The organism is Anaerobacillus sp. 63XJN7_5_ISO-PGPR-S23-430, from assembly GCF_056173695.1.
On the sequence record NZ_CM149686.1, the window covers coordinates 524,100 to 547,404 of the forward strand.

Below are 23,305 nucleotides of genomic sequence, written 5' to 3' on the forward strand. Positions count from 1 at the left end.
AGATAGCACAAACAACGACATCCAATAATTATTTTTTATGCAATAACTTAGTAATAACTGATGCGTTATGGCAGTAATGCCTAACAAATCGAAGGTTAAGCTACTAAGGGCGCACGGTGGATGCCTTGGCACTAGAAGCCTAAGAAGGACGGGACGAACACCGATATGCTTCGGGGAGCTGTAAGTACGCTTTGATCCGGAGATTTCCGAATGGGGGAACCCACCATCTTTAATAGGATGGTATCCATTTCTGAATACATAGGGAATGGAAGGCAGACCCGGGGAACTGAAACATCTCATTACCCGGAGGAAGAGAAAGCAAACGCGATTTCCTGAGTAGCGGCGAGCGAAACGGAATCAGCCCAAACCAGAGGGCTTGCCCTCTGGGGTTGTAGGACGTCTCTTTGGAGTTACAAAGGCACGGATAGACGAAGCGACCTGGAAAGGTCCATCAGAGAAGGTAACAATCCTGTAGTCAAAATCCGATGCCCTCCGAGACGGATCCTGAGTACGGCGGGACACGTGAAACCCCGTCGGAATCCGGGAGGACCATCTCCCAAGGCTAAATACTCTCTAGTGACCGATAGTGAACCAGTACCGTGAGGGAAAGGTGAAAAGCACCCCGGAAGGGGAGTGAAAAAGAACCTGAAACCGTGTGCCTACAACTAGTTGGAGCCCGTTAATGGGTGACAGCGTGCCTTTTGTAGAATGAACCGGCGAGTTACGATCCCGTGCAAGGTTAAGCTGAGAAGGCGGAGCCGCAGCGAAAGCGAGTCTGAATAGGGCGAAATAGTACGTGGTCGTAGACCCGAAACCAGGTGATCTACCCATGTCCAGGGTGAAGTTCAGGTAACACTGAATGGAGGCCCGAACCCACGCATGTTGAAAAATGCGGGGATGAGGTGTGGGTAGCGGTGAAATGCCAATCGAACCTGGAGATAGCTGGTTCTCTCCGAAATAGCTTTAGGGCTAGCCTCGCGGCAAGAATCTTGGAGGTAGAGCACTGATTGGACTAGGGGTCCTTACCGGATTACCGAATCCAGTCAAACTCCGAATGCCAACGATTTATCCGCGGGAGTCAGACTGCGAGTGATAAGATCCGTAGTCGAGAGGGAAACAGCCCAGACCACCAGCTAAGGTCCCAAAGTATACGTTAAGTGGAAAAGGATGTGGCGTTGCTTAGACAACCAGGATGTTGGCTTAGAAGCAGCCATCATTTAAAGAGTGCGTAATAGCTCACTGGTCGAGTGACGCTGCGCCGAAAATGTACCGGGGCTAAACGTATCACCGAAGCTGTGGATTGTCTTACGACAATGGTAGGAGAGCGTTCTAAGGGCTGTGAAGTCAGACCGAAAGGACTGGTGGAGCGCTTAGAAGTGAGAATGCCGGTATGAGTAGCGAAAGACAAGTGAGAATCTTGTCCGTCGAAAGCCCAAGGTTTCCTGAGGAAGGCTCGTCCGCTCAGGGTTAGTCGGGACCTAAGCCGAGGCCGAAAGGCGTAGGCGATGGATAACAGGTTGATATTCCTGTACCACCTCCTTTCCGTTTGAACGACGGGGGGACGCAGAAAGATAGGGAGAGCGCGCTGCTGGAAATGCGCGTCCAAGCGATTAGGCTGGTGAATAGGCAAATCCGTTCACCATGAAGGCTGAGTCGTGATGGCGAGGGAAATTTAGTACCGAAGTCCTTGATTCTACGCTGCCAAGAAAAGCCTCTAGTGAGGAAAAAGGTGCCCGTACCGCAAACCGACACAGGTAGGCGAGGAGAGAATCCTAAGACGATCGGGAGAACTCTCGTTAAGGAACTCGGCAAAATGACCCCGTAACTTCGGGAGAAGGGGTGCTTCCTCGGGTTTATAGCCCAGGGGAGCCGCAGTGAAAAGATCCAAGCGACTGTTTAGCAAAAACACAGGTCTCTGCAAAGCCGTAAGGCGAAGTATAGGGGCTGACACCTGCCCGGTGCTGGAAGGTTAAGAGGAGGGGTTATCCCTTACGGGAGAAGCTCTGAATCGAAGCCCCAGTAAACGGCGGCCGTAACTATAACGGTCCTAAGGTAGCGAAATTCCTTGTCGGGTAAGTTCCGACCCGCACGAAAGGTGCAACGACTTGGATACTGTCTCAACGAGAGACCCGGTGAAATTATAGTACCTGTGAAGATGCAGGTTACCCGCGACAGGACGGAAAGACCCCATGGAGCTTTACTGTAGCCTGATATTGGATTTTGGTACAGCTTGTACAGGATAGGTAGGAGCCATAGAAGTCGGACCGCCAGGTTCGATGGAGGCGTCGGTGGGATACTACCCTGGCTGTACTGACATTCTAACCCAGCACCGTGATCCGGTGCGGAGACAGTGTCAGGTGGGCAGTTTGACTGGGGCGGTCGCCTCCTAAAGTGTAACGGAGGCGCCCAAAGGTTCCCTCAGAATGGTTGGAAATCATTCGCAGAGTGTAAAGGCACAAGGGAGCTTGACTGCGAGACCTACAAGTCGAGCAGGGACGAAAGTCGGGCTTAGTGATCCGGTGGTTCCGCATGGAAGGGCCATCGCTCAACGGATAAAAGCTACCCTGGGGATAACAGGCTTATCTCCCCCAAGAGTCCACATCGACGGGGAGGTTTGGCACCTCGATGTCGGCTCATCGCATCCTGGGGCTGAAGTAGGTCCCAAGGGTTGGGCTGTTCGCCCATTAAAGCGGTACGCGAGCTGGGTTCAGAACGTCGTGAGACAGTTCGGTCCCTATCCGTCGCGGGCGCAGGAAATTTGAGAGGAGCTGTCCTTAGTACGAGAGGACCGGGATGGACACACCGCTGGTGTACCAGTTGTTCCGCCAGGAGCATAGCTGGGTAGCTACGTGTGGAAGGGATAAGTGCTGAAAGCATCTAAGCATGAAGCCCCCCTCGAGATGAGATTTCCCACAGCATGAAGCTGGTAAGATCCCTTAGAGATGATGAGGTAGATAGGTTCGGGGTGGAAGCGTGGCAACACGTGGAGCTGACGAATACTAATCGATCGAGGGCTTAACCTAAACGAAAAGCAAAGTAAGCCGTTTAAATCCGACAAGCGTTGGAGACTTTTGAGTCAGACGCGCTTTATGCGTCAGAATCAAAAGGTTAAACGATCGAGGATTTGGCTTACGTAGCTGGACATATTGGAAAGTTGTGCGTGCTATCTAGTCTTCAGGGAATAAAATTTTCCTTGAAAAACATGATGGAATATAGTATGATATATTTTGTCGCTGGTATATCACGAAAGTGAAATCCAGTCCTTAGTCTGGTAATGATGGCGAAGAGGTCACACCCGTTCCCATGCCGAACACGGAAGTTAAGCTCTTCAGCGCCGATGGTAGTTGGGGGATCTCCCCCTGCAAGAGTAGGACGTTGCCAGGCTGATATTATTCCACAGTAGCTCAGTGGTAGAGCTATCGGCTGTTAACCGATCGGTCGTAGGTTCGAATCCTACCTGTGGAGCCATGGAGAGCTGTCCGAGTGGCCGAAGGAGCACGATTGGAAATCGTGTAGACGGTCAAAGCCGTCTCGAGGGTTCGAATCCCTCGCTCTCCGCCACTAGCATACATAATAGCAGCAAGGGCCCGTTGGTCAAGCGGTTAAGACACCGCCCTTTCACGGCGGTAACACGGGTTCGAATCCCGTACGGGTCACCATTATATATCATTTCTACTTTGTGGAGGATTAGCTCAGCTGGGAGAGCATCTGCCTTACAAGCAGAGGGTCGGCGGTTCGAGCCCGTCATCCTCCACCATTATCTAAGGTCCCGTGGTGTAGCGGTTAACATGCCTGCCTGTCACGCAGGAGATCGCGAGTTCGATTCTCGTCGGGACCGCCATTTATATTTTAACATTATCGTGGGGTGGAGCAACAAGCGATACTTCCTTGAAACAGCAACGAGTTGTTTCGACGGATACGCTTCGAAGCATAACCTTGTAGAGAAAGAAACAGTGCACAGCGTAATGAGCAGGTGCAGCATAATTACATTCACATTATCGCGGGGTGGAGCAGTTCGGTAGCTCGTTGGGCTCATAACCCAAAGGTCGCAGGTTCAAATCCTGCCCCCGCAACCAATTATATTTTAAACATGGCTCTGTAGCTCAGTCGGTAGAGCAGTGGACTGAAAATCCACGTGTCGGCGGTTCGATTCCGTCCGGAGCCACCATGTTGCCGGTCTAGCTCAATTGGTAGAGCAACTGACTTGTAATCAGTAGGTTGGGGGTTCAAGTCCTCTGGCCGGCACCATTTTCTCGAAATGAGATCAAATTCCATTGCACTTTCATAAAATGTGTATTACAATGGTAATTGTCAATTTGGAGGGGTAGCGAAGTGGCTAAACGCGGCGGACTGTAAATCCGCTCCCTCAGGGTTCGGCGGTTCGAATCCGTCCCCCTCCACCATCTTGATAGGGGTATAGTTTAAAGGTAGAACAGAGGTCTCCAAAACCTCCGGTGTGGGTTCGAGTCCTACTACCCCTGCCAATTTTAAATTTTTATGGCGGTTGTGGCGAAGTGGTTAACGCACCGGATTGTGATTCCGGCATTCGTGGGTTCAATTCCCATCAGCCGCCCCATTTTTGGGCTATAGCCAAGCGGTAAGGCAACGGATTTTGATTCCGTCATGCGCTGGTTCGAATCCAGCTAGCCCAGCCATTTTTGTTGCGGAAGTAGTTCAGTGGTAGAACATCACCTTGCCAAGGTGGGGGTCGCGGGTTCGAATCCCGTCTTCCGCTCCATTTTAAAAAGGCGGCATAGCCAAGTGGTAAGGCACGGGTCTGCAAAACCCTTACGCCCCGGTTCAAATCCGGGTGCCGCCTCCAATCTTCATATTTTTTCTTAAAAGTCCTGCCGGAGTGGCGGAATTGGCAGACGCACAGGACTTAAAATCCTGCGGAGGGTGTACCTCCGTGCCGGTTCGAGCCCGGCCTCCGGCACCACTTATTTTTCTGCCTGAATTGAATATGGTATTTTGCCGGTGTGGCGGAATTGGCAGACGCGCACGACTCAAAATCGTGTTCCGAGAGGAGTGTCGGTTCGAACCCGACCACCGGTACCATTTATTTCGTTAATAAATAATCAATTAACCGTGAATATATTGTAATATCAACGTTTCTCACATTGTGGGAAGCGTTTTTTTTGTGTTTAAAAAACGTTGATTCAAGTGTTATCTTTTCGTCTCTAATCGTGTGTACTAATCGTGCGAATAGGTGTGAAGGGGAGTGACATATGGTACGACGTAAAAACAACCTCAATGAACGTGAGTTATCTATTGTACGAAAAAGTTCTAAATCGTACACGGATACGTTTAAAGATGCGTTAAAGCTTTTTCTTGATGATTGTGACCTGCGTAATTTAAGGCCATTCACAATAAGATACTACCAGAATGAGATTCATGCTTTCCTTAGTCATTTGGAAGAACAAGATATAAACACAAGTGAGTTAAAGCCTTATAACGTTACTGAAGAACATATACATGAAAACGTAATTCGTTATATGCGTAGCTATAAAGGGGCTAAGATTGTTTCTATTAATACACGACTAAGGGCGTTACGTTCATTCTTTAACTTCCTTTATAAAAAGAAGCACATACCGAGTAATCCAATGGATAATATATCGCTTCTTAAGGACAGGAAGCATGTTATACCTACATTTTCTAAAGAACAATTAAATACACTGTTCAGACAACCAGACTTAACGACTTTTACTGGTGTTCGGGATTATACTCTTATGATGGTTCTTCTAGAAACAGGGATACGCGTAAATGAACTTGTGGGGCTTTCATTAGCTGATATTCAATGGGAAGACAGTTTGTTAAGGATACGTAATGCCAAGACGTATAGAGAACGTCTGGTACCTATACAAAGCGAAATGAAGAAGCAGTTTAGGAAGTATATATCGATTCGTGGACACGTTGAATGCGATGCGTTATTTGTAAGCATAGAAGGTACTCCTCTATCCAGGAGAGGCGTTCAGCAACGTATAACGACTTACGGTAACAAATCAAAGATAAAGGATGTGCGTTGCAGCTGCCATACGTTCCGACATACCTTTGCTAAATTAAGTGTTCAGCAAGGGGCTAATATATTTGAATTGCAAACGATATTAGGACATACAAGCATGGAAATAGTCAAAACCTATGTAAATCTATTCGGTAATGATGTGAGAGAACGACATAAAGATTTTTCACCTATTAAGGTATTGAAGAAAAGATAATACTTTTTTAACGGCAAATCATCAATGAAATGAAAAAGCCACGCGGTGCAACGCGTGACTCAAAAGAATCCTGAATAACTAAATACGGAATAACCGTTTAGCTACCTTCATCATACCGAAAAAATATCGGATTATGCAAGGCTTATTAAGTAGTGCCATATTAGAGTAGTGTTAAAACGTTTTTCCCTTGCTGGAACGCCTAATAATAGCAAGTAAATATAACCTTGATAGGTATTGATAGATGCCGACGCAATAAATTCTATCGTAACCACACTATAAGTGTTCCTTGTTTTACTTGTGGTTACTAGGTGAGAACGACCATTAACGGTTCGGTTTGGTAGCTAGGCGTACTATGGTACGGGTAGCGACGAATAGACTAACGCACATAGGACTAGCTTTATGTGTAGAAAGTTCGTCGTTGGAGAAATCCAAACGTTCAAACAAGGTGATACATGGATACCTCAACAAACTCAATTCAATTCAGTATTTAGGACGGCTATTTTATAGCACTCTTTTTTTGAGTGTTATAAGGTAGTCATTCTTTTGTCCAATATTTCCTAAGCAAATCTAATTAATTCAGAATTTTAGAGACCATAAAGTCAACATCAACTTACCATAGTTTGGTATCTTATTGTAAAGAAGTTTAATTAGGAGGGAAGTTAATGCAACAACCTAAACCATGGTTAGAGGAAATTGTTGAGGTTCTAGAAGGACTAGGCGGACATGGGACTTTATCAGATATTAATCAAATGATTCAAGATAGAGGGATAATGAATCTTATGTTAATTAAAGAATGGAAGGTCAGGGTTAGAACTACCATCTATAAACACTCTAGTGATTGTGATATTTACAACGGTGAGGTAGGTGGAACAAAAGATATATTTTATGCCGTTATGGGCAAAGGTAATGGGCATTGGGGATTGAGGGATTTTCAACCTAGCGAGAATAGAGTTGACTTAACAGAGGATGATTTAGGCTTTAGTGAGGGTAAGGAGAAGCTAAAGCAACACATATACAGAGAAAGAAATCCTAAAGTGATTATATTAGAAAAGCAGAAATTCAAGGAACAACATAATGGGAGATTGTTTTGTGAGATTTGCAGTTTTGATTTCCAAGAGAATTATGGAGAAATAGGTGAGGATTTCATAGAAGGACATCATACAATTCCAGTTTCAGAACTTGAAGAAGGAAGTATAACTAGAATAGCGGACATTGCCCTTGTCTGTTCCAATTGCCATCGTATGATGCATAGAAGGAGGCCATGGCTTAGTAAAGAAGAACTTAAGAGTTTACTAGAACATTAATCTAATCTGTAAAGAGGGGAGGGGTAACTATGTGGTCAAATCCATGGATAGTTGGAATTATAGGAGGTATCATAAGTGGTTTATTTGTATTTTTTGTAACAAATTTCTTAGTTAATAAAGTAAGTAAAAAAGAGTATTTTAATCAGGTCAATCAAGCAAACCAAGAATTAGTTAGTTTATTGATTGTATCAGTATCCGAAGGAGAACTTCCTTCTCTTACAATCCTCCAGTCTTTATCGGCTTCAGTTTCTAGGAAGTATAAAGTGAAACACCAAGATGTAAATTCTGTGAAAGATACTTTAGAAGACTTGATTAGAGAAATATTTGATACGAATTTTATATCAGTAGAGAATAAAATAGAGGTATCGGAGAAGCTAGAAAAAAGAATAATAGAATACGAAAGAAACAAACAGGTCAATGTGGAAGATGAGGCCACAACTCCTGACAGTATTGATACAAGCATAAGCAAAAGAATCTATTTTGCTTTTATTGTTCTTACTACTGCTGCAACAATGACTGCTTTCACCTCGGTATTAAAGGGGGCAAAGGTTGATGTAGAAATGTCCTACTTTATAATGCTTGTCAGTATAGGTACATCTATAGGGGTTGGAACTTACGGTTTAGTATATATTTTTACGAAAAGGAAAGAGAAATGGGAATATACAATTAGAGAGAGACATTAGTAAATTTAAAAAGCATATTAATAAATATATGCAGTAATGTAAAATGAAAACCGTATCACCGTATTACGTAAATGGCAAATATTGACAATTAATTAAATTCCTATACAATTACATTAGATAACGTATAGGGGGATTTAATATTGAAAAAGAAAAAACTGGATACTGTTCGTGAAATCGACGTTGCAGTGCTTGCAAAGAATAGGGGTATGAGTATTTTTGAAGCCCAAACTCATATAGATGGATTAGTAGAACAAGGTTTTATCTTACATATTGGAAGAAACAAGTATGACGTCGAACCTTTTGTAAGATTGTATTGTCAGTTCCTTAAAGAACATAGAGATGGTAAAGAAGTTGATATTCAAAATCTAGTAAATCAAATAATAGGATAGGTGATGTTACATGTACTCATTTATACGAAAGTCAGTTAAAGCAGGAGTCATCGCAAATGCAATTATGGGGATTTTAGTAGGGTTATTAGGATTGTTTGGAGTGGTTCATCTATCCTTTTAAGAAGTCGACAGAATTATTTTGTGGGTATCTAGATACGCTGAAGGATTGTTTGTGTAAGTTCATGTGATGATATACAAGGGTTAACCACTAGACATACCAAAAAAGCCCACACAAGAAATGTGAGGACTTCATATTGAGTCGAACTCATTTTCACGAATAAGTCATAGTGTGTTTTACCAGACTAAAGGACGTTGATATGAAGGGCTTTTTAAAATACCCGTGTCACAATGTTGCTGAAAGTAGTTGTATGGAAGTAATTGTATACAAGTGTTTTTGGTCTCTGTAACGAAAATGTAATAATAGCCAAACCCTTTGGGAGAGTAAGGGCGAAGGCGTATCCTTGATTTTGTCACCAAATCTTAACAATTAGAACACTTGTAAAACACCCTATTACAATGCCTATAACTAAGAGAGATAAAGAGAGTTATATAAAACGTTATTAATTCTTCTTCTTAAACAAATCGCTTTAGCGATTAAAGGTTTTAAGGATAAGTCTATTCTTATTGTTAATAATCAAAAAAAGATTAAGACCGCCTACGGCGTGTTACTCATTTCATTCGTAACCATAAACAATAAATCTATAGATAATAATTCATTGTTTACATTCTATTAGAAAGCCATATGTTTCTGAATATGAAAAAGCCTTTTACTTCGATTTGTGGAGTTGAAGGCTTTTTTGTGTACTCATTTTGTAGTGCGGGGAGTAATCGACAACCAAACCTCTGAATGTATTGAATTAACTCGTGGCTGAATTCATTCAGAGGATGTTATTGGTAATCGACACTTAGACTTAGTATACCGTTTTGGGAAAGTTAATATTTTCCACAACTTCATTATAAGTGTTACCTTTAAAAAATGGAACAACTATTCCGGTGTTTTTTTCACGAATAACACTTGTATTTTACACGTTCAAAAGGCTATAAGAGTGTGGAACATTATATAGTGCTTCTACTATACTTCACTATAATTTCATCTTAATACATAGAGTTTGGGTGGTCAGGGTTACGGTATCCCTTTCCGCCCTTTCTTATTTACACAATGAGGTAACAAAATGAATTCATACATACACGACAAAGGAGGTTAGCAGAATGACAGATTTTACACTAAGCGGAAAAGTAATCCGCATGGCACGGTTAATGGTTGAAATGTCCATTGTAGAGTTATCGGAGAAAACAGGGATTTACCATAATACAATCGCGATGGTTGAACGTGGAGAACGCAGAATATCCAAGCGTAATGAGTTCCGCATTATTAGAGAGTTAAGGCGTTCGGGTGTTTCAGATGAACAACTAGCGTCATTACAATTAATCACAGAATATAACGAAGGGAAGTTCGACAAATGAACAAAGAATCACGACTCAATGAAAAGCAACAAATCATCTTACAGGACTATTTCAGAAAGACATTAGAAGGTAAGACAATGGAGGAAATCGCCAAAGAAAACGGCGTTGGACGTAAAGCCTTATCAAACTATAAAAATAGCAATCACGGTAAGCAACTACACGCCGAATTCATGAGGGAGATGTCAGAGAATTCTATTCCCGTCTTTTATCAGCTTGTATCCGAACGCATGCACACAAGTTTTAAAGACCGCGAGTTATTCGCCAAGCTACACGGCTTAATGAAGCCAGAGAAGCAAGAGATTACTAATAAGGTTGAAGAACGCGACCCTAAAGAACATGGATACACGCCAGAACAACTTAAAGAATTGGAGGAACTTCTCGAAGATAGTTCGGACGTTAAGAACGATAAAAAAGAGATTGAGAACCAGAGTAAACAGAACGTAGTTAATTTGTACACCAAAGCAAGTGAATAGAAGTTGATTATTAATATTCAATAATGAGAGGGGAAACGGTATATGTCTAAACCGAAAGCAAGTATTAAAGCAAATACTAACTATACTTTGAACCCAATCGAGTTAAACACTCACGAAGGGAAATACATCGAATCTCAATTAAAGAGAATCAGAAAACGTTATGAAATAACCGTTAATGACTTCAACAAGAAGAAGGTAAAGCGTAACGCCTTGTTAGACAAACTAAATGAATACGACGAAGACAATTCACGTTTTAGCGTTCTGTTAGTCAAGCCAAATAAAGGACGCTTAGAACTACAAGAATTGTCTTCTTTTATTAGTCGAATAGAAGGCATTCACAACGAGTTGTATTTGCTTAACAGACAGATAAGGGAAACAGATAGACTCATTAAGGCTACGTATTCACAAGAAGTATTAGAAGCTATTCAATTAGGAGAACCGAAAGGGGAAAACAAATAATGAAGTTTTTCGAGGGAAACACAGTCAAGCGTCTTAATAAGATGATGGACAAGTCAGAAGCACGTAAAGAGAAACTAGCTAAACAGGTTGAGGACTTAAAGCAAGAGAAGGAACAAATGAGACAAGCAGTAGAAAACGACTTGCAAGAGTCCATTTTGTCGGATAAAGAACCTAACCGAAAGTTAAGCAGCGACCACCAGAAAGTTATTGAAGAACTACAACAAGCACAGTTGCAATTGTCCCAAATCGACAACGTTGTACAAGCCGAATTTGATAAGGCACAAGAAGCAGTACAACAGGAAATCAGAGACTTCCAAAAGGACGAGGGCGAAGAATTTGACGTTATCTTTGACGAACTTAACCAGTTGAAAATCCAATACCTTAACAAGCTAGTTGAGTACGACAAAAAGAAGCATGATTATAATGTTAACTTCCGTAAGAACTTCCAAGAGGTTATTCGTCGCGTAGGACTTACTAGACACGGCTACAATCCACAAGACCACTTTACATTATCACTTAATATTAGACATCAGATAGAAGGACGTTATTCACCAATGGTAACACCAGAAGAACTAAGAAAAGCAATTAACGGAGAAATGCCGAAGGCAACAGAGAAGAACAAAGATAAGTTTAAGAAGAAGAAAAAGTAATTAAAAAAGACACTCACAAGAACGGACAGGAAAACGGCGGAAGGGATTCTCACTCCTTTCCCTTCGTCAATACAATTTAGAAAGGAATTTAACACATGGAACAATTTAAAGAAGCACTTTACAGAGGACGTAAAGCAAGAAAGCTACAAGATGAAGCACTAGCATTGTTTGTGCTTCATATCCAGAACGTGGACGACTTAGCCACACTAGAAAACATAATTTCAGAATTGAAAGGCGGTAGATTGTAATGAGTAATAAATTACAGATTAGAGAACTTCAAGAGAGGGCATTGAATGGCGATACGGAAGCCCATGAATTGTATAATGAGTTTGTAAACAAAGGTGAAGCCCCTGCAATCAATGTTGGAACTACTAAGAATACTAGTCAACGCATGGCAGAGGGTTACGAAAAACTAAATCCTAAGAAAGACCTGGCGGAAGTTAAAAACCCGTTTGAAGGAAGAGATTTAGCTAGTCTATCACCAATGGAGAAGATGTCCGCAGGATACACAACTAGAAAACAGGAAGGCGAATAAAACGCCTTTCTTACATATCGGGGGTACTCATTAGGGAATTGAATGTATCCAATCAATTAGGGACGCTTAACCGCGTCTCTTTTTTGTATATCTAAACTTGAAAATTATTATTCAAAAATGAAGGGGGATTGTCTAAAATGAATCGGAAAAAGAAAGTCAAGAAAAGTTGTGCTAATTACAAAGAAGGAATGTGTTTGATAAGAGATATTGAATGTCCGCTAGTATCGGGCTTCACATATCGAGGTTATGAAGTACCAAAGGAGGACATACAATGCGATTACTTTAATAAGTTTGTAGACCCACAACAGGAAGCTAAGAAGACGAAAACAATCTTCTCTAATAAACCATGTAAACGTTGTGAGAATGTATTCAAACCGACTTCAAGAGGGGCGAGATATTGCAGCAGTTTTTGTAGGGAACAAACTAGGAAAAAATCATACAGAAAAGCGAATAGCAATAGAGGTAAGTAACAACAGTTTTAAAGTCTATAAAGCCCTTCACAACAGGCTTAATTTAGGATATTTTAACGATTGAAGGGTATAACACCCAATCTCATTCAAAGTTGTTGTTAAGCCTGGAGATAGAAGCAAATATGAAGGAGACTCTTGACTGGGTTTTTGTCCTTTTTTAATGTCTAATTTACAGTATGGATTATGCAGCAATAAGCGTGTTTGAGAGAAGCCCATATATACATCTAACTTTTTTCAGTTGAAGGGATGGGAGTTAGTGTTCTAATTTTAGTCGGCAAGTAATTCCCCTTAGATAATTATAGATAATGATGATACTTCACCGTTAGAGATGTACATCGCACACCAGCTACACAGTATACTTATGGGGACGGTTAGAGACGGACGAGATATTAGTATGACGAGTAAAACATATGCGTATATTGCCCCGTAAGGACACAAACTCCGTATATCTCATATGTGTACTATATTGGTTGAATACATGTCACAACTAGGTTTAAGGCACACTAGAAGGTACCCTAATCTATACTCTTGTGTTATTTGTTAGGGGGTTACTAAGAATGAAATAGGAATCAAATCGCACAATAAAAGTAGAATCATCTACTTCACCGTATAAGAAAAAGCACCGACTTAAGTAAGCCCGTGCTTTCAATCTACAATTTAAAGTTTTTCATTCTCTCTTCCTTCTCTTCTTCCGATACTCCAATATAACGTTTAGTGATGTTAGGGTGTGCATGATTAAGCATATCCTGTAATGATGATAAATCCTTATGTTGTTTATAGTACCAGTATCCGAACGTCTTCCTCATTGTATGAGTCCCTATGCCGTCTGGAATGTCTACCATATCCCCTGCTTTATTCAATGCCCTGTATGCCTGTGTGGTGCTTATAGCCTTATCTCCTTTACGTGAAGGAAATAGCCACTCACTATCTACTGTATTGATATAGTCCTGTAATTCCTCATAGATACTAGAAAGGTAGATTGTCCGTGCCTTCTTTGTCTTACCTTCCAGTATCTTAACCTGCTTCTTCCTCTTAATCTGCTTCACCTTCAACCTTAACAAGTCACCAACACGAAGCCCTGTATTAATACCAACAAGAAACAATATGTAATCACGTTCACTACAATGTCTCTTTAAACTCCACTTCATATCTTCTAATAATTCCTTGTCTCTAATTGGTTGAACGTCTTTAACTTGATTCATTCTTATATCCTCCTTCATCCCTTTATAATAAAGGAAATGAATGTACGTTTTTTTAATCTAATGCTAGAATATCACTAAAATAACGATACATCAATGAACAAAGCATATTGAATGTATGTTTTTATTATGATTTCTTACATTCATATTCTTGGACAAATATAGATGAAGATGATTAATCACTTTAACACTTTACCCCGCCATAGGGGTGAGGCAGGGGGTAGTTACGTCTGGTCGAACGAGTGAACCATAGCTACGTTATGAAAATCCGTCGGGTGCGTCATTGTACAAATTAACTAACGTTATCCCATAGGGGGTATCAAGGTTTTACCCTTTACATATTATCAATATCGTTATGAAAATTTTCGCTACCAAAAAATAACCTTCGAGTGGGACTTCTTACAATAGTTATCACGATTCCCCTACGTTTCCCACAATCGGTATATAAGAGGTTGTCACAAATAAGCCTGATGACTTCCTACAACTAATGGCAGAACGTTGTTGAGGACGTTCTGCAAAACAGAGTAGACGAATTTAGGAGAGTAGAGAATGGGCGGTTAACGGTTTAGCTGCACTTAGTTGAGTAAATCACACCAAAGACAAGGGGAATTATTACGCATGGAACAAACAGAGGAAAAGAAAGAAAGCAAAATTTCAGCAGAGGAAGTATTCTACCAAGTGCAAAAATCGTTCTACAATACGGGACTAGCATCACTTTTAGGACGAGGGGCAGGATTCACGTTTCTTGCTATCGCTTCTTTTATGAACGAAGAAGGTTTCGCCTATCCATCACAGGAAAGACTAGCCGAAGACGTAGGGGCAACGGTAGCCACAGTGAACAATGACATTAAGAAGATATTGAAAGTAGAAGTTGATGGAAAGCCGATTATGAAGGTTTTTAAATACAGGAACGAAGCAGGGCATTCAGCTAATTTGTATCAGATTCTACCAATATCACAAGTTAAGAAGTTCAAAGGAAAAATTGAGACAATCAAGAACCCACCACGTAAGCCGAAGAAGAAGAAAACAGAACTAGAAAGGGTTATGGAATTAGCGAGGATAGAGGGTTAAACACATTTATTGTGATAGCCCACTTATAGACTTTATAACCGGTCACAACAAAACTTTTTAAAAGCCCATTACGAAAACACGAAAAGTTGGTTACTCATTCTATAACATAATAAGAATCAACTAATGAGAATCACTAATGAGAATCAATTAATAATGGATGGACAAAACCATGAGGAAGAAAAACACTTCCTCAGGTATACAAAATACTAAGTAATTAATCTAGTTATTTACAATATTAAAGTAAGACATTAGACCAGGTTTCCGCCACGACGTTTTGGGATTCATATTGTTAATAAGTATTGTTTATTCCCGAGTTTCTTCATTAATTAGGAGGTAAGTATAATGAGAGTAATTGACCTATATACTGTAAAAGAAATCAAGAGTGATGAAAAGCTAAAGGAGAAAGCGGATAAGGAGTTGGAACGGCAACAAGCCATCTCAATCAAAGTGGAAGAGTTATTAGATACATCGTATGAATATATGAATGTTCATGATGTGGCTACATTGTATGAAGTAGGAGTGAATAGGGTTGTGGAAGTATTGGATATTGATAGAGGGATAATAGAAGAAATGAACGTACTGGTATCCAGAAAAGATGTCATCAACACGGGATTCTTATTGGAGGATTATGAATCAGTTATTGCCAAAGAAATACGTTCACAAATATCTGGAATTAAAGATATAGCTTAATACAACGGAAAGTCTAAAGAACTAACATAATACCCTCTTTTTTCCAATAAAATAGTGGTATTGTTGTTTGATATCCTGTATCATGAAAATATGTAATGTAAAAACAAATTTTACATTTATAACAAATTACATAATTCTTCAAGGGGGAGAAAGTATGAAGAAGTTTTTCAAAATTGGTTGTTTTGGAATCATTGGTTTAGTGGTTCTAGGAATTATTATCGCTGTAGCAACAGGTGGCGGTGACAATTCATCTAATTCAGGAACTAAAGTAGGTGAAAGTGAAGGCGACGCTAAACAAGAAGAAACAGTCGAGGATAAGACTTTCAAAGTGGGCGACACAGTAGACCTTAACGGGCTAGAAATTACTATCGCTTCTGCTAAGTACATTGAAGCTAGTGAATATTCACCTTCCGAAGCAGGTAAGATTCTACAGATGGAAGTAAACGTAACTAACAACAAAGACGATAAGATATACTTTGATTCTAGTGAATTCAACATTTACGACATGGACGGCAATGCCTTAGAAATGTACTTCGGTGGTGACGACTTAGACATAAGTGGTGACGTAAACGAAGGTAAGAAACTTAGTGGTACACTTACTTATGACGTACCTGAAGGCGACACTTATGAACTGATTTACGAACCAACATTCTCATGGACTGATGAACAAGTCACGTGGGAAATCTCACCAGAATAAACGGGAAGCCTTCGGGCTTCTCTTTTTTAGAATATAAGAGTTGTCATATTCACTAGTGAGTATATGGTGAAATAATGTAAAACTATGGGGTGATTATATGGAGAAGAAGAACAGTTTCCCAGATAAAAAGGATTTTTGGTATTCAATCAGTATTTTGGTATTAATTATTTCGGGTCTCACTGCTTTCTACTTCGGTGGTGAGGCTAGTAATATGGTTTCACATGTTGGGTTTGCAGGAACAATAGTTTCAATACTACTTGCCGTTATAGCAATAATTTATTCGTTTTATCAAAGTAGCACCTATGAAAATGCAACTCACAAACTTGATAAATCTGCACATGAAATTGAGAAAGCAACAAATCAACTTTCGAATGTTAGTGAAATAGAGAAAATTATGGAAGAGTTTAAAGGTGATGTAACATCTATAAAAGAAAGTATTGATGACATGAAAGTTATCGTGGATGATGGGATTGCTAATATACCTCTCCAAGTCCAAAGCTTAATCCAACCTACAGATGGCAACGGTGATAAGGAGTTAGAAGCTAATTTTAATGAAAGTTATTTGAAGAGTATTATTAAAAGGATACCAAAAGATACATTGTTTATCTTTATTGTGTTAGTTCACTCAAATGAAAATAACAATGAACTTAATTTGAAAGAATGCTTAGAATTTTATCGTAAACATGATAGTGAAACAAATGAATCCAAAGGTTCATTGATTTCAGTGACACACAGAAAACTTATAGAATTGTCAGTTTACAGTCACCTTGGTTTTGTTAACTTATTTACAGCTTCGGCAACTCCAAGTTTAAGAGTGTTCGCAATGAACGAAGAGTTCCGAAAAGTGCTTGCAGATATTGAGGGAGAAGTAATAAATGGTTCTCATCCAGATAAAAAGTTTGCAAAAATTGTACAATCTTATTTAACCAATCCAAGTCGATTATTTGATTCAGATTAAATTGATTCAATTGGGGTGATAGATATGGACGTGAAAGAGTTATATCAAACTTACAATGTTGAAAAATGGAGAAGCTATTTTACGCACATCCCTCAGTATGCAAGGCACCTTCCTAATGAAATATTAGCCGGACATAAGATTTTTGATGTGTTAATCCAATTCAATCATGCTAGAAGTTCATTAGAATTGTCTGACCTTGAAGGCTTAAATAAAGTATTCATCAAATCGAATGAGATGACTACGAGATATATTCAAGAAAAATTCTTCTTCGATTCAATGGCACACTATAACTATTGTATCGATTTATCATGGCAGTTTTTGTATCTCTATTATGGAAGTGATGAAGAGGAAATGATACAAGATAAAAACCGGTATTTAGAAGCTACAAAGAATTGTAACCTAGAATCCTTGAGGTACCAGTTATGGTTAGCTAATAAAACCAATACCTTTGAATTTGTGAAAAGATATTTTAATTCTGAATTGACGGTTCAAATACGAAAGAAGTATAACTATCTGAAACATCGTGGAACATACCACATTGATGGATTAGGGCTACTTGATAATGAATTTTTTCCGACAGTGTTAAGTAATGGTATGAGACCCTTAATGATTACTAGAGAAACTATTAATATTGATGAATGGAAAAAGAAATTGATTTCATTCGATATTTCATTCGTAGAGTATTTCAATCATCTCGTTAAAATAATGCCGGAAGGTTATACATCAAACAGTTTGAGTTTTGATGATATAGCTAATTATAAGAACAGATTAGAAACATGGTTATTAGATAAGTAATTTAGGATATTTACTTATCCAAAATAAGAGGATATATAATGGAAGAAACTCAAATATCAAGATTAAGATTGGAAGGATAAATTATCTTTTGGAAAGAACAGCTATTCAGTTCTTTATTATAAAAGAATACTATTAAAGTAAGGAGATGGAAAATGAAATACTTCTTTATTGCCAGGATATATGGCCTTGAAATTAATAGGACTTTAAATAGGGGATTACATATAATAGAGAATATAAGACTCTCGACAAGTAAGGATAGAATCAAAAAGATTTTTGATGAAGTTTTTATGCAAGGAATCGGTTCATTAGAATATAACGACTTATTAGAAGGCCCATATATCTATGCTGAAGGTCATTACTCGTTAGAAGAAGAAAAAGATAAAAAAGAAAGGGTGGAACTTTTAAATTACTTTATGGGATTAGGCCAAACCCTGCCTTCCGCATTGTGGGCAATAAAAGATAATAGTCTTAGAACAGAACAAGGTTTTATTTACATATATGATGATAAACAAGACAATCTCGAAGAAACATCAGTATCTTCTAATTCGAGAACTATTTATTACCTTAATTCTAAAGGTGAAACTGGAGATACAAAATTCACTTATGAAGAGTTAATAGAAGGATTACAAGAACATAGGATGAACTTTGAAGATGGCTATACTGCTAATTTGAGTCATAAACAAACTGCCCATATTGTTACTACCCATGCAAATAGAATAGAACGATTTATTTACTTTCTACAATCAGCAAGAGGTCAGTCATTTTTACCTAATAGGATTTCTACTTATTGCACTGCTTTGGAAACATTATTATCTACTGATAATCAAGAGATAAGTCATAAAATTTCCGAGAGGATTGCAAGGATTCTTGGAAATGATTACTCTTCGAGAGACAAGATATTTAAATTCATCAAAGTCGCCTATTCTATACGGTCTGCAAATGTGCATGGAGACAAGTTACCTAAAAAGTATAGGGATATTGAAAAACAATATGAAATATCAGTTAATTTGGACAACTATATAAGAGAGTTATACAATTTTATCTTATCAAATGATGAATTAAATCAAATATATGTAAAAGACAATAAAGAGGAATTAATTAAATGGTTTAATAAAGTTATTCTTTCCTAATATTTACACTCTCAATAAAAGCTAATTGAAATATTTAAGGAATCGTACTATAATGAACATTGTACATTAGTCGTATGAATATTGACGTGAAGAAAACCACAATTAACGTTCGAATATACAGTAATATCACGGTTTCTCAACCTTTATAGAATTAACGAAACTCAAAGCACGACTCAAAATCGTGTTCCGAGAGGAGTGTCGGTTCGAACCCGACCACCGGTACCATTACATACGTTATTACAAGACTTCAACGTTCTCGTTGAAGTCTTTTTTGTATTCTTTTTAATTCCTTCTCTTATTTGATATCACTAGTTTTCAATGACTCACTGAGCAAATTCCTGCTCATTTAAAAGTAGAGGTGATAAAATACAAGTATAAGATAGATAAAACAATTTACTGAAAGAGTGATTCGATGAGAATTGAAGTATGGTCCGATTTCGTTTGTCCATTTTGTTATATAGGAAAAAGACGTCTTGAAAGTGCGCTTCAGGCTTTTCCACAGCGTGATCAAGTAGAAGTTGTCTTTAAAAGCTTTGAACTTGATCCTAATGCGAAAGAATCGGATGGGGAAAGCATGGCTGAGCTTCTAGCAGGGAAATACAATGTCAGTCTAGAACAAGCTCAGGGTATGTGTGAGAATATGAGGCAGCAAGCTGCTGGAGAAAACCTAACGTATGATTTCGATAAAATGATTCCAACGAATTCATTTGATGCTCATCGTCTTGTTCACTATGCGACAGAGCATGGTAAAAGTAATGAAATGTCAGAACGTCTCTTTTATGCCTTCTTTACCGAATCGAAAAATATTGGTGATCATGAAACGCTTGCATCACTTGGTGAAGAACTTGGGCTAGACGCTGCGGATATAAAACGTATGCTAGGGACTGAAGAATTTACGAAAGAAGTTCGCAACGATGAAGCTATGGGAAGTCAGCTTGGCATTCAGGGCGTACCGTTCTTTGTATTTGACGGTAAATATGCCGTGTCAGGTGCTCAGCCTGTTGAAATGTTTGAACAGGCCGTTGAGAAGGCCTGGGGAGAAGGAAATAATCTTGAAGTAGTCGGTGGCAATGCAGAAGCGTGTTCTGCTGACTCTTGTGATCTTCCTAAATAAAACGTAAAAAAGCTCTCTTATTGTAAAGAGAGCTTTTTCTTATGCGTCTGTATTTTCTTGTTTAATCGTTTTGTAAGCTGAATCAAGGTTGCGAATGCGACGAACTATTTCTGAGTTTTTGTTAAGGTTGTCATAGATCATTGATGAAACAACTGATCGATAATAGCTATTCATTGCTTCTAATTTTGAAAATACATCACGATTCTTTTGTATGTATTGGCGAAAATTTTCTTCGAAAAATGGTGTTGAGAATGGTTCCATATGATTTCTCCTTTCTGTCTGTCATTCTGATTATAGGGTGATCGTCATCAGGACGTCAAACGGATTATGAAGAGTAAAATTCTATTAGCTCTGTCGTGATGAGAGACGTTTGTAAAGAAAATATGAAAAATGTGTTGTTTCTTTCATATGTTCTGTGGTATTCTATCTACATCAGCGAGGATTGTAGAAATTCCTCGAATTTTCACCATTTACCCAACGCAGTGTTTCGTTAAAATTAACGAAGCGTTGCGTTTTTTTATGTTTGCTTTCTTTAACTTGAAACCCCGCTTAAGAAGTCTCCTCCGTGAATTTGATTAAACATTTCTGCTGAGGCAGTTACAAGCTTTTCACCTTCTGAAACAGGGAGCGAAGGTTGAAGATAGAAAAGTTGAATGGCATGCTTGGTTTCTTCCGTTATAGCTGTTCGCTTAGAATCAACGATAGGACTTCCGAACGCTCCTTTGTGATCAAGTGAGAGGATTTTGTTGTTGAAGCTTACCTCACGTCCATTTAAGCCCTCATATGCAGTCGTCTCACTACCAATGTCGATTGTAATATCTCCTTCAACTTGATCAAGATCATAGATACCAATTGGAATTTTGTATTGAAGCGACAGAAGATTGTTGATGTCTGCAGCAGAGTGAACGAGAGGTAGCGAAGACCCTTTCTTTAACCGGCGTAATAGGGCTTCTGAGGACGGTCGATATTTGGCGGGATCCGTCCCGAACTTTTTGAAAATGGAACGCCACTCTGAGATAGCAGGAAAAGTGAGCAGGTCTGTCTGCTCAAGATCCATCATCAATGTTTCCTGATAGAACTGAAAGCGACCGCGCACCATTTGCGGCGACTTTTCAACAACGATATTATGGTAAATAGCATAACCAATTTTAAAATCAGGATATGTCTTTTTAATAGATGGAGCGAGAATTATACTTGTCATCACACTTTTCTCCTAACATATATTTTTTCGTTCATTTTATCATATACCTAAATTTGAAGCTTATAAGGAGGCTTGCCTCATTTATGAATAAACTTAGAAAACAATTAGAGCGTATTGATGGAAAAGGATATAAAGCATATAAAGACATTAGTGGGCACTATGATTTTGCGGATTACACCCTTTACATCGATTATGTCCAGGGAGACCCTTTTGCTAGTCCTTCTCGGATAAGAATCATCATCCCACGTAAGAAAACGATCGTAGAGCCTGAGTGGTTCGATTCGGCTGTAAGAAGAGTTCGAACAGAAGATATGATTGCTAGAAAAGTAGGAGAGGCCATTAGAAGGACTGAGAGGCATGCGAAAGGCACTGGGAAAAGTGGATTGGTCTCAATCGATATACCTGGTCAAAAGGTTATTGAGAGGGCAGCAGTGAGCGTGACAGAGGAATCTATTACGATTTGTCTATCAATAGGATTACCTGCACAAGGCAGAAAAGTTCTTGGCAGACAGGCTATAAACTTGCTTCTGCATCAGCTGCCAGACATTGTGAAGAATTCTGTTTTTGCATTAAACAAACGAATAATCTTAGAGGCATTGCATTTAGCAGACCAACAAGAGGCCATTCGTGAACAACTTACCCAAAACGGATATGTCGGATTTGTAGCGAATGGATCTATATTACCCCGCGAGAGCGGGATAAGCGATCGTCCTATGAAAAATGAGGCAGTGCAATTCCAATCACCTAAAAGCATGGAAGTGTCTTTAACAATCCCACACCGTACTGAGCCATTACAAGGAATGGCTGTTAAGGAAGGTATTACATTAATTGTTGGCGGTGGTTATCATGGAAAGAGTACCCTCTTGCATGCAATGGAGCATGGCGTATATGATCATATTTTAGGGGATGGTAGAGAGTATGTTATTACAAACCACCAGGCAATGAAAATTCGCTCTGAAGATGGTCGAAAGGTAACTGGAGTAGACATCTCGCCATTTATAAACAATCTCCCATATGGAAAAGATACGCGGTCTTTCACATCTGAGAATGCCAGTGGAAGTACGTCCCAGGCAGCCAATATCATTGAGGCGATCGAAGCGGGTTCAGATACGTTATTAATTGATGAAGATACAAGCGCGACTAATTTTATGATTCGAGACTATCGAATGCAGCAGTTAGTTGCGAAAGAGAAAGAACCCATTACACCATTCATTGATCGTGTGAAGCAACTACGTACAGAACATCATATATCAACCGTACTTGTTATGGGCGGATCTGGAGACTACTTTGATGTAGCTGATCAGGTGATTTTAATGGAGAACTACCTTCCATACGACGTAACGGATCAAGCTCGATCAATCGTACAAGAATCGGCACGCAGACAAGAAGGTGGAGAAAAATTCGGAGAGGCAAGAAAGAGAGTACCTGAGCAGAATAGCTTAAACAGCCAAAAGGGAAAGAAATCGAAAGTGACTGCCCGCGGAGTGCATCATATTCAATTTGGTCATACAGATATTTCACTACTTCAAGTAGAACAGCTTGTAGATCCAAGTCAAACGCGTTTTGCCGCTGACGTCCTTCATTTTCTGGAAAGAAATCATAAGCTAGGAGATAAGTCGATTCCAGAACTTCTTGATTTCATTGATCAGAAAATAAACACAGAGGGACTTGGTTCTTTTTCACTATATAAGAATCAGCATCCAGGAGATATTGCTCGAATTAGGAGAACAGAAATGGCGGCCGTTTTAAATCGAATTCGAACGCTAAAAATTAAATAATACACTCCCAAATAGGAAGGGGGGAAACTA

General features: G+C 39.5%; 21 protein-coding genes, 16 tRNA genes and 2 rRNA genes. 36 read left to right on the top strand and 3 right to left on the bottom strand.

Annotated features, from left to right (window positions below):
• The first annotated feature begins 93 nt into the window (after nucleotides 1-93).
• From AC0VYJ_RS02825 to AC0VYJ_RS02960, 28 genes are all read left to right on the top strand, one after another.
• A 23S ribosomal RNA gene (locus tag AC0VYJ_RS02825) occupies nucleotides 94-3,023 on the top strand.
• A 244-nt stretch (nucleotides 3,024-3,267) separates the two neighbouring features.
• Nucleotides 3,268-3,384 (top strand): 5S ribosomal RNA (rrf, locus tag AC0VYJ_RS02830).
• A 9-nt stretch (nucleotides 3,385-3,393) separates the two neighbouring features.
• Nucleotides 3,394-3,468: transfer RNA gene (locus tag AC0VYJ_RS02835), tRNA-Asn, on the top strand.
• 1 nt (nucleotide 3,469) lies between these two features.
• Nucleotides 3,470-3,561, top strand: a tRNA-Ser gene (locus AC0VYJ_RS02840).
• 23 nt (nucleotides 3,562-3,584) lie between these two features.
• Nucleotides 3,585-3,659, top strand: a tRNA-Glu gene (locus AC0VYJ_RS02845).
• Nucleotides 3,660-3,681: 22 nt separating this feature from the next.
• Nucleotides 3,682-3,757: transfer RNA gene (locus AC0VYJ_RS02850), tRNA-Val, on the top strand.
• An 8-nt stretch (nucleotides 3,758-3,765) separates the two neighbouring features.
• A tRNA-Asp gene (locus AC0VYJ_RS02855) sits at nucleotides 3,766-3,841 on the top strand.
• Between the two features lie 158 nt (nucleotides 3,842-3,999).
• Nucleotides 4,000-4,076, top strand: a tRNA-Met gene (locus tag AC0VYJ_RS02860).
• Nucleotides 4,077-4,092: 16 nt separating this feature from the next.
• A tRNA-Phe gene (locus tag AC0VYJ_RS02865) sits at nucleotides 4,093-4,168 on the top strand.
• A 4-nt stretch (nucleotides 4,169-4,172) separates the two neighbouring features.
• Nucleotides 4,173-4,248, top strand: a tRNA-Thr gene (locus AC0VYJ_RS02870).
• Nucleotides 4,249-4,318: 70 nt separating this feature from the next.
• Nucleotides 4,319-4,403 (top strand) — tRNA-Tyr (locus AC0VYJ_RS02875).
• A gap of 7 nt (nucleotides 4,404-4,410) precedes the next feature.
• Nucleotides 4,411-4,484 (top strand) — tRNA-Trp (locus AC0VYJ_RS02880).
• A 16-nt stretch (nucleotides 4,485-4,500) separates the two neighbouring features.
• Nucleotides 4,501-4,576, top strand: a tRNA-His gene (locus AC0VYJ_RS02885).
• A 4-nt stretch (nucleotides 4,577-4,580) separates the two neighbouring features.
• Nucleotides 4,581-4,655, top strand: a tRNA-Gln gene (locus tag AC0VYJ_RS02890).
• 8 nt (nucleotides 4,656-4,663) lie between these two features.
• Nucleotides 4,664-4,738, top strand: a tRNA-Gly gene (locus tag AC0VYJ_RS02895).
• A 9-nt stretch (nucleotides 4,739-4,747) separates the two neighbouring features.
• A tRNA-Cys gene (locus tag AC0VYJ_RS02900) sits at nucleotides 4,748-4,822 on the top strand.
• A 27-nt stretch (nucleotides 4,823-4,849) separates the two neighbouring features.
• Nucleotides 4,850-4,939, top strand: a tRNA-Leu gene (locus AC0VYJ_RS02905).
• 34 nt (nucleotides 4,940-4,973) lie between these two features.
• Nucleotides 4,974-5,058: transfer RNA gene (locus AC0VYJ_RS02910), tRNA-Leu, on the top strand.
• A 170-nt stretch (nucleotides 5,059-5,228) separates the two neighbouring features.
• Nucleotides 5,229-6,215 carry a tyrosine-type recombinase/integrase gene (locus tag AC0VYJ_RS02915; protein WP_475366473.1) on the top strand — a complete coding sequence of 329 codons (987 nt, stop codon included), beginning with the start codon at nucleotides 5,229-5,231 and terminating at the stop codon, nucleotides 6,213-6,215.
• A 662-nt stretch (nucleotides 6,216-6,877) separates the two neighbouring features.
• Nucleotides 6,878-7,519 carry an HNH endonuclease gene (locus AC0VYJ_RS02920; protein ID WP_475366474.1) on the top strand — a complete coding sequence of 214 codons (642 nt, stop codon included), beginning with the start codon at nucleotides 6,878-6,880 and terminating at the stop codon, nucleotides 7,517-7,519.
• 29 nt (nucleotides 7,520-7,548) lie between these two features.
• Nucleotides 7,549-8,202: a hypothetical protein gene (locus tag AC0VYJ_RS02925; protein WP_475366475.1), complete on the top strand. Its 654-nt coding sequence runs from the start codon at nucleotides 7,549-7,551 to the stop codon at nucleotides 8,200-8,202.
• Between the two features lie 140 nt (nucleotides 8,203-8,342).
• Nucleotides 8,343-8,591, top strand: coding sequence for a hypothetical protein (locus tag AC0VYJ_RS02930; RefSeq protein WP_475366476.1), 249 nt, complete (start codon nucleotides 8,343-8,345; stop codon nucleotides 8,589-8,591).
• Nucleotides 8,592-9,800: 1,209 nt separating this feature from the next.
• The gene (locus AC0VYJ_RS02935) at nucleotides 9,801-10,055 is read left to right on the top strand and encodes a helix-turn-helix domain-containing protein (protein ID WP_475366477.1); all 255 of its coding nucleotides are present in this window, start codon (nucleotides 9,801-9,803) and stop codon (nucleotides 10,053-10,055) included.
• Nucleotides 10,052-10,528 carry a hypothetical protein gene (locus AC0VYJ_RS02940; protein WP_475366478.1) on the top strand — a complete coding sequence of 159 codons (477 nt, stop codon included), beginning with the start codon at nucleotides 10,052-10,054 and terminating at the stop codon, nucleotides 10,526-10,528. The genes AC0VYJ_RS02935 and AC0VYJ_RS02940 overlap by 4 nt, the downstream gene beginning before the upstream one ends.
• Before the next feature lie 42 nt (nucleotides 10,529-10,570).
• On the top strand, nucleotides 10,571-10,987 hold the full coding sequence (locus AC0VYJ_RS02945; RefSeq protein WP_475366479.1) for a hypothetical protein: 417 nt from the start codon (nucleotides 10,571-10,573) through the stop codon (nucleotides 10,985-10,987).
• A complete protein-coding gene (locus AC0VYJ_RS02950) occupies nucleotides 10,987-11,637 on the top strand; it encodes a hypothetical protein (RefSeq protein ID WP_475366480.1) in 651 nt (216 codons plus the stop codon). Before AC0VYJ_RS02945 ends, AC0VYJ_RS02950 begins: the two co-directional genes overlap by 1 nt.
• A gap of 95 nt (nucleotides 11,638-11,732) precedes the next feature.
• Complete coding sequence (locus AC0VYJ_RS02955; RefSeq protein ID WP_475366481.1) at nucleotides 11,733-11,885, top strand: hypothetical protein; 153 nt, start codon at nucleotides 11,733-11,735, stop codon at nucleotides 11,883-11,885.
• A complete protein-coding gene (locus tag AC0VYJ_RS02960) occupies nucleotides 11,885-12,172 on the top strand; it encodes a hypothetical protein (protein ID WP_475366482.1) in 288 nt (95 codons plus the stop codon). The genes AC0VYJ_RS02955 and AC0VYJ_RS02960 overlap by 1 nt, the downstream gene beginning before the upstream one ends.
• Before the next feature lie 1,120 nt (nucleotides 12,173-13,292).
• On the opposite strand, the gene AC0VYJ_RS02965 is transcribed toward AC0VYJ_RS02960, so the two are convergent.
• A complete protein-coding gene (locus tag AC0VYJ_RS02965; protein WP_475366483.1) occupies nucleotides 13,293-13,844 on the bottom strand; it encodes a tyrosine-type recombinase/integrase in 552 nt (183 codons plus the stop codon).
• 615 nt (nucleotides 13,845-14,459) lie between these two features.
• Here AC0VYJ_RS02965 and AC0VYJ_RS02970 point away from each other — a divergent pair.
• The 7 genes from AC0VYJ_RS02970 to AC0VYJ_RS03000 all read left to right on the top strand — a co-directional run bounded on the left by AC0VYJ_RS02970 (nucleotide 14,460) and on the right by AC0VYJ_RS03000 (nucleotide 20,296).
• Nucleotides 14,460-14,912 (top strand): helix-turn-helix domain-containing protein, encoded by a 453-nt coding sequence (locus AC0VYJ_RS02970; RefSeq protein WP_475366484.1) that lies wholly within the window; start codon nucleotides 14,460-14,462, stop codon nucleotides 14,910-14,912.
• A 342-nt stretch (nucleotides 14,913-15,254) separates the two neighbouring features.
• Nucleotides 15,255-15,602: a hypothetical protein gene (locus tag AC0VYJ_RS02975; RefSeq protein ID WP_475366485.1), complete on the top strand. Its 348-nt coding sequence runs from the start codon at nucleotides 15,255-15,257 to the stop codon at nucleotides 15,600-15,602.
• A gap of 154 nt (nucleotides 15,603-15,756) precedes the next feature.
• Nucleotides 15,757-16,299 carry a DUF4352 domain-containing protein gene (locus AC0VYJ_RS02980; protein WP_475366486.1) on the top strand — a complete coding sequence of 181 codons (543 nt, stop codon included), beginning with the start codon at nucleotides 15,757-15,759 and terminating at the stop codon, nucleotides 16,297-16,299.
• A 97-nt stretch (nucleotides 16,300-16,396) separates the two neighbouring features.
• Nucleotides 16,397-17,257: a hypothetical protein gene (locus AC0VYJ_RS02985; RefSeq protein WP_475366487.1), complete on the top strand. Its 861-nt coding sequence runs from the start codon at nucleotides 16,397-16,399 to the stop codon at nucleotides 17,255-17,257.
• A gap of 24 nt (nucleotides 17,258-17,281) precedes the next feature.
• Nucleotides 17,282-18,052 carry a hypothetical protein gene (locus AC0VYJ_RS02990; protein WP_475366488.1) on the top strand — a complete coding sequence of 257 codons (771 nt, stop codon included), beginning with the start codon at nucleotides 17,282-17,284 and terminating at the stop codon, nucleotides 18,050-18,052.
• Nucleotides 18,053-18,204: 152 nt separating this feature from the next.
• Complete coding sequence (locus tag AC0VYJ_RS02995) at nucleotides 18,205-19,182, top strand: hypothetical protein (RefSeq protein WP_475366489.1); 978 nt, start codon at nucleotides 18,205-18,207, stop codon at nucleotides 19,180-19,182.
• 412 nt (nucleotides 19,183-19,594) lie between these two features.
• A complete protein-coding gene (locus tag AC0VYJ_RS03000) occupies nucleotides 19,595-20,296 on the top strand; it encodes a DsbA family oxidoreductase (protein ID WP_475366490.1) in 702 nt (233 codons plus the stop codon).
• Nucleotides 20,297-20,335: 39 nt separating this feature from the next.
• Here AC0VYJ_RS03000 and yvfG read toward each other — a convergent pair whose 3' ends face one another.
• Nucleotides 20,336-20,557 (bottom strand): protein YvfG, encoded by a 222-nt coding sequence (gene yvfG, locus AC0VYJ_RS03005; RefSeq protein WP_098446367.1) that lies wholly within the window; start codon nucleotides 20,555-20,557, stop codon nucleotides 20,336-20,338.
• Nucleotides 20,558-20,828: 271 nt separating this feature from the next.
• The gene (locus AC0VYJ_RS03010; protein WP_475366491.1) at nucleotides 20,829-21,497 is read right to left on the bottom strand and encodes a B3/B4 domain-containing protein; all 669 of its coding nucleotides are present in this window, start codon (nucleotides 21,495-21,497) and stop codon (nucleotides 20,829-20,831) included.
• Between the two features lie 83 nt (nucleotides 21,498-21,580).
• Here AC0VYJ_RS03010 and AC0VYJ_RS03015 point away from each other — a divergent pair, with 83 nt between their 5' ends.
• Nucleotides 21,581-23,275, top strand: coding sequence for an ABC-ATPase domain-containing protein (locus tag AC0VYJ_RS03015; RefSeq protein WP_475366492.1), 1,695 nt, complete (start codon nucleotides 21,581-21,583; stop codon nucleotides 23,273-23,275).
• Nucleotides 23,276-23,305 lie beyond the last annotated feature (30 nt).